The organism is Ruegeria arenilitoris, assembly GCF_013032445.1.
GTDB lineage: Bacteria > Pseudomonadota > Alphaproteobacteria > Rhodobacterales > Rhodobacteraceae > Ruegeria > Ruegeria arenilitoris_F.
Genome location: NZ_WQCA01000065.1, coordinates 1 through 5,572, shown reverse-complemented (window position 1 = coordinate 5,572; position 5,572 = coordinate 1). Strand labels below are relative to the sequence as shown.

The following is a 5,572-nucleotide window of genomic DNA, read 5'->3' as shown; positions in this document are numbered from 1 at the left end:
TTCGCCTGATCTCAGCGGCAAACATCGGCCCGAACCTGTTCCACCAATATCGGACAGCTTCGCGGCTGACATCGATGCCTCGCTCATGAAGCAGATCTTCGACATTCCGAAGAGAGAGCGGGAAACGGATGTACAGCATCACAGCAAGGCGGATGATCTCGGGACTGGTCTTAAAGTATTTGAAAGAGGCCGGTCTGGTCATATGCAAAAGCTACGCAACTGCCCTGCCCCTCTCAAGCAATGTTCTTCTGACAAGACCATCCGGCCAGCGGTGTTTTTCTGAAATCGGATTGCCGCCAGCGAGGTCATGTGCAAGCGCCTCCGCATCCTTCTCTCCCTTCGGCTGGTCCAGCAGACGCATGGCAGGCTTAGCGTTGATCCGACCAGGAATAGTTTGAGCACTCCGAAAGAAAGCAACCACGTATCCAGGCGTTTCAATCACCACGACCCGCTGCCCCACCTGAGGGATCGATTGCCAGTGATTCAGGCGACAGGCTGACTTGGGCACGTACTATTGGCTGTCTGCTTCTGCGCGTTTGTATTGAGGGCTAAGGTTCAAATAAACCAACAGAATTGCTGATAACGCCACTAATCCAATACCCCAGACGGCATAGATCGACGCCACGAATTCTGTGTCCACCAGCCACGGCAACGCAAAAATCACGACCCCAATACCATTGGTCAATATAAGGTTTACCGCGCGTACTCGCCCGACATATTCGGTGTCCGTATCGATCAAAATCTTGCTGTCACAAAGCAATCGAACCAGACAGAACAAGCCACCGAGTACGAAATAGAGCACAAGCGATATCTCGACTTTGGTCAAAACGGAAAATGCGACCATGACGAGGCCCGTTACAATAAGAAGACTCATCGCAACCCTGGCCGGGCTACCTTCGGTCGTGAATTTTCGAGCTAAAATCAGGATCAGTGTTCCACCGGCGGACCACAACATCTCCATCATTCCATAGACATCCGGCCCCGCTGAGAGGTCGTTCATCACAAATACCGGCACCAGAATATTGGTAACTTGCGCCACACTGTAAACAGCAGCCAAGACGATGACGGCGACAACAAGCTCTCGGCTTGCGGTCAAGTAGCGGACGCCAGCCACCCACTTTCGCAGGAGCTTTTCAGATTTCGGCTGCTTATTATCCTCGGGCGTGGAGCCCATTATTGTGAACAGTGAAATCAGCGGTATTTGCAGAAATGTAATTGCAATGAGAAGGGCCACGGTCGAATTGAGGCCCCAAAACACTATCATAACGCCGGTAATTCCGGTCCCGGCGGCAATGCTGATTTGCTTTACAATTCCGAATTCAGCGACCCTTTTGAACCGTATCTTCTTTGGAAAAGCCTTTTGAAACGCAACGGACTCGGCAACCAATGAAATTGCGTTTCCGACAGACCTGACCACAGTAAACGCAAAAAGTGAAACTATGAGGAACCCTTCGGTTACGGTCCCCAAGAACAGAATGAAGCCAGCAGCGATCCTTGCCACGTTTGATGCATAAAGCTGCAACCTTACACCGGCCACGTCCGAATACAGACCGGCGATATTCGAGAACACGATCCCTAAAGCCATGGAGACAAGAAAGATACTGGCAGCTAGGCGAGCGTCACCTGTGGTCTGAACCGCGCCCCAAGTGGTTGCGACAAGGTATGCCCCAATGCCAAAATTTGAAAACGCACTGTAGGCCAGAAAAGCGAAGCGCGTTGTATTGTTGCCGCATTTAGTCAACACCAAACCTCACTGCTGCGTCACTCAACAACTCACCAGCCAATCGCAAGAGATACTCAGCGTTCTGGCATTGATGATGATGTTCCGCCGTTTTTTGGCGGCCAATAAACACACCTGATTGGAGAAACTAAGTCGCGTTTCGCGTACATTGCAAATTAAGAATTAGTCATGATGAATAAAGGGAAATTAACGGGATTCATCAAACTTGATCCATATATTCGCCTCACCGGATACGACATCCGGCTAGCGAAAACGAAGCAAGAGCAGGCGCAGCAATATCCCTGCTGGATTTTGTAATGCCAAAAGATCCTTTGCTCAGATACATGGAGAAATTCAATGACTGAATATGAACTGGCCCTTCACGAGAAAACTGCGAAGGAAATCGACCTGGATGCTCTGGCTGGGGACGTATCCGTCTGCATGCAATCGCCGGAATGTACAGATAGCCCGACACCTAACGAACCAATCGGATGAACGCCGTTTGGCGCCCTTGGTTTCGCCAAGGGCGCCTCCTGTAATCGTAGGAAAGGGTTTGAAATGTACAGTTTTATCAGTGCCAGCGCCGCAGGTTTGGCCCATACTCAAGAGTTCGCGCGCCGCTATCTGACTTTGACCGGCGAATTCACCTCTCTGTCCCATATCGAAAAGTCGAAGGTACAAGAGATTCTGAACGACGACCGGGACGGCCTGTTTGCCGCTCAGGTTGAGAAGATTCAGGCAAAACTGAAAGACCCGGAAATCGGGATTGCGGCCGTAGATATTCCAACCGGCATCATGGACAACGCCGCGGCTGATACACTCTGCGCATGTCTCGCGGCCACTGCAATTTCTTCCGCAATTGCCGAGCCTACGGAAAACGAACGAAACGCCACGCCGTTCACTCTGTATAACGCGTCTCAAAAAAACGAAGACAAGCTGAAGGAAGCGGGCCTCAAGTTCTACTCGCCGGAAGAGCGTTTGGGCTTCCACACTGATGGGCAACTGAGGCCAGAAGGTGTTTTCGTCCCGGATTTCATCAGTGTCTACAATGTGATGATCGCATACCGCCAACCCGGATCTTTCTACTACCTCCCTTTCGAGTTGTGGCGAGAGCGTGAAGAGTTCCGCGAAGCCTTTGGCGTAAACCAGGATGTGAGGTTTTCATTGACACCCATCGTTTACGCTGGCCAGAACGGAGAAATCGAGTCGTCCGACGGGCGCGTTATCAAGGCGCCGGTGTTCTGGTCTGACGGGACCAAAGAGAGAGTTTTCTTCAACGGCGAAGTTGACGTGGGCTCAAAAGTTCATATCCAACTGTCGCGGGACATGTCACGTTCCCTACTGGACAACCCTGAGCGAATTGCCTGCCCCATCCGCAATCGGCGTCTATTTATTATGTCGAACAGCCGAGGATTTCACGCGCGTGACGTTTTTTCGGATCCCATCAAAGGGGTGCCGTACACCCGCTCATTTATCCGTTTTGTCTCCAGGGCCGCCCAACAGGTCAAAAAATCTGAAATCGACCGCCGTTATGCGCAGCCAATGCTGGAAACAGCACCGGTTTGATGTTGGATACGGTGCCCGAAGGCTGCGATGCGTTTCTCATATCGGGGCGTTTTCCGCACAAAACACCGAAGTGGTGGCCTGATACCATCGCTTCGGAGAACCTATCCGAGTGTGCAGATTGGGCAGTGACTGCCGACGCTGTAGCCGTTTCGGTTCCAGCATCGGATTTGCAGGCGACAAAGGTCGCGCTGGCCGGAACAGGAATCGCAGTTCGAGCAAAACCACATCAGCCACTTTCCTACTGGCTTGCGAACACATGCCCACCCAATGCGCGCATTGGAATTTGCGGCGACAGTTGGCCTTTTGCACAAGCTCAAAGAATTCGGGATTTCATGCGGAAGGCCATCGGCGCGGATGTCTATTTCTCTGTTCCAAAGACTACGTCTGAGAGATGGCGCCCATCCAAGCTTTCAGCTCCGCCGCGCTGCGTCAACAGCGACTTGCAGCGGGATATGCGCGACAGCCAATTGTCGGCTCGGCTTATCTGCCGTTCTGAGTTTGTAGGTCAGGTAACAGGCCTGCGCGCCAGCAACGGCGGGGCGACTGATGCCTGGCTGTTGACCCGTAAAGACAGGTTGAGCGTCGTCCTGATTGGGAGCAAACTTCCTGTAAATCATCTTCAGCAGTTGGAAACTGCAGGGTATTTGGTCCGGCATTTTTCAGAACTGAACGATCTGTTGCATAATTCTGGTCCCCGTATTGGGGCAGACACCAACTCGATTTCAATAAACACGGCCAATCTTATGGGCGATAAACTCATTCATTGCCCAGAACCGTCCCCGTTTCGGTTTGTCAGCCCTGTCGGCAGACGTGAAAACGCGTTCAACGACGCCTTTGACCGGTCGATGATCGAAGTCTTGGCTCACCTCCAACGAGCAGAGCAACTAAATGAAGCCGCTGCTTCCAAGATTTTGCAGGCGGCACTTATGAAAATCGACGGCTATCGTTCGTTTTCATTCCCGCCAATCGTCGCAACTGACAATCGAACCGGATATCCACATCCGCCCCCGTTAAAGGAAAATCTGCAACATCAGGCAGCCAGATGCCTATTGGTTGATGCAGGGGTCCATAGCGATACCTTTACCACCGACGCGACCAGAATGGTCTTTCGAAATAATCCTTCTAACGCGATGCAAAAAGCATATTCGGTGGTGCTCAAAGCGCTGGCCAGGGCAAGCATAGACCAAAGCAATCTCGCTTCCAAAAAAGACTTTCTGGTTCGCGAAACCTTGTTTGACGCGGAGTATGAGCCTCTACACGGAGTGGGTCACGGCACAATTCCAGGCGTGGCGGTTCATCCCTACCAACCTTTGTTCGGTGTCGGGTCAGCAGAGAAAATACCTGACCAAGTTCCGTTTTCGATCGAACCCGGCATTTACCGACCTAACGAATACGGATGTAGGCTTGAGAACCTCTTCGTGTGTCAGGATCAGAAAACGCAGACCCTTACTCATATTCCCATAGACGTCCGGTACGCGCTGCCCGAAATTTTCACACCCCAAGAAGTACACTGGATCAATCAGTACAACACACGTTGCGAAGAAATCCACGGGACCCAACTTACGCGCGAAGCAAATTCCTGGGTTCGAGTTGTTTCCCGATGGCGGGGCTAAACCACTAACGACGTCCATTGGCAGGCATTGTAAAATTATTGCGGGGAGTTGTTCCGCATGTCGATCCGGCTCGCTAGGTTCCAGACTCATTGATTTACAGCCAGAATAAGGCGGTAGCCGCGAACGCGATGGCTGAGAGGAAGACCTTCGGGCATCTGTCGTAACTGGTGGCCACACGGCGCCAGTCCTTCCGGCGCCCGAACATGATTTCAATTCTATTTCGTCGTTTGTAACGGCGCTTTTCGTACCGGGCAATGCTTGTCGCGTGATTTACGGCCCGGGATGCAGGGCTTTAGGCCTTTGTCTATCAGGGCTTCACGAAACCAGTCCGCATCATAACCGCGATCACCAAGCAACCATTCAGCCGATGGCAGGCTGTTCACTAGAGCCCTGGCACCCGTGTATGCGATGTCATCAAGATGAGAATATAGGATGTTGAATATCTACGGCAGGACAACCTCCAGTAATGTGCAGGCCTTTATGTGTATGGTCGCAGAACTGGGCATAGATTTCATAAGACATGACGTGGGTGGTGAATTCGGCGGCAATCGGGAGCCTTAGTTTCTGGCGAAGGATGCTGCCAGACGAATTCGAACCAGTCTCAGTTTACCGCCAAATCCGCGAACTTATCCGGAACAAAGTTGACGCCACTCGGTAAGAGCGGCGGTGCGCG

The 5,572-nt window shown here is 52.0% G+C and carries 4 protein-coding genes and 2 pseudogenes; 3 read left to right on the top strand and 3 right to left on the bottom strand.

From position 1 onward, the window contains the following. Together GOW98_RS25260 and GOW98_RS25255 are read right to left on the bottom strand one after the other, a co-directional pair. Positions 1-202: pseudogene (locus tag GOW98_RS25260) on the bottom strand (IS6 family transposase); the annotation flags it as partial. Positions 203-511: 309 nt separating this feature from the next. Continuing rightward, positions 512-1,741, bottom strand: coding sequence for an MFS transporter (locus GOW98_RS25255; protein ID WP_170337354.1), 1,230 nt, complete (start codon positions 1,739-1,741; stop codon positions 512-514). Between the two features lie 336 nt (positions 1,742-2,077). Here GOW98_RS25255 and GOW98_RS25250 point away from each other — a divergent pair, with 336 nt between their 5' ends. The 3 genes from GOW98_RS25250 to GOW98_RS25240 all read left to right on the top strand — a co-directional run bounded on the left by GOW98_RS25250 (position 2,078) and on the right by GOW98_RS25240 (position 4,899). Continuing rightward, positions 2,078-2,215 (top strand): hypothetical protein, encoded by a 138-nt coding sequence (locus GOW98_RS25250; protein WP_170337353.1) that lies wholly within the window; start codon positions 2,078-2,080, stop codon positions 2,213-2,215. A 63-nt stretch (positions 2,216-2,278) separates the two neighbouring features. Continuing rightward, the gene (locus GOW98_RS25245) at positions 2,279-3,286 is read left to right on the top strand and encodes a hypothetical protein (RefSeq protein WP_170337352.1); all 1,008 of its coding nucleotides are present in this window, start codon (positions 2,279-2,281) and stop codon (positions 3,284-3,286) included. Then, complete coding sequence (locus GOW98_RS25240) at positions 3,286-4,899, top strand: M24 family metallopeptidase (RefSeq protein WP_170337351.1); 1,614 nt, start codon at positions 3,286-3,288, stop codon at positions 4,897-4,899. The genes GOW98_RS25245 and GOW98_RS25240 overlap by 1 nt, the downstream gene beginning before the upstream one ends. Positions 4,900-4,993: 94 nt before the next feature. On the opposite strand, the pseudogene GOW98_RS25235 reads toward GOW98_RS25240, so the two are convergent. Beyond that, a pseudogene (locus GOW98_RS25235) lies at positions 4,994-5,303 on the bottom strand (transposase); the annotation flags it as partial. Between the last annotated feature and the right edge of the window lie 269 nt (positions 5,304-5,572).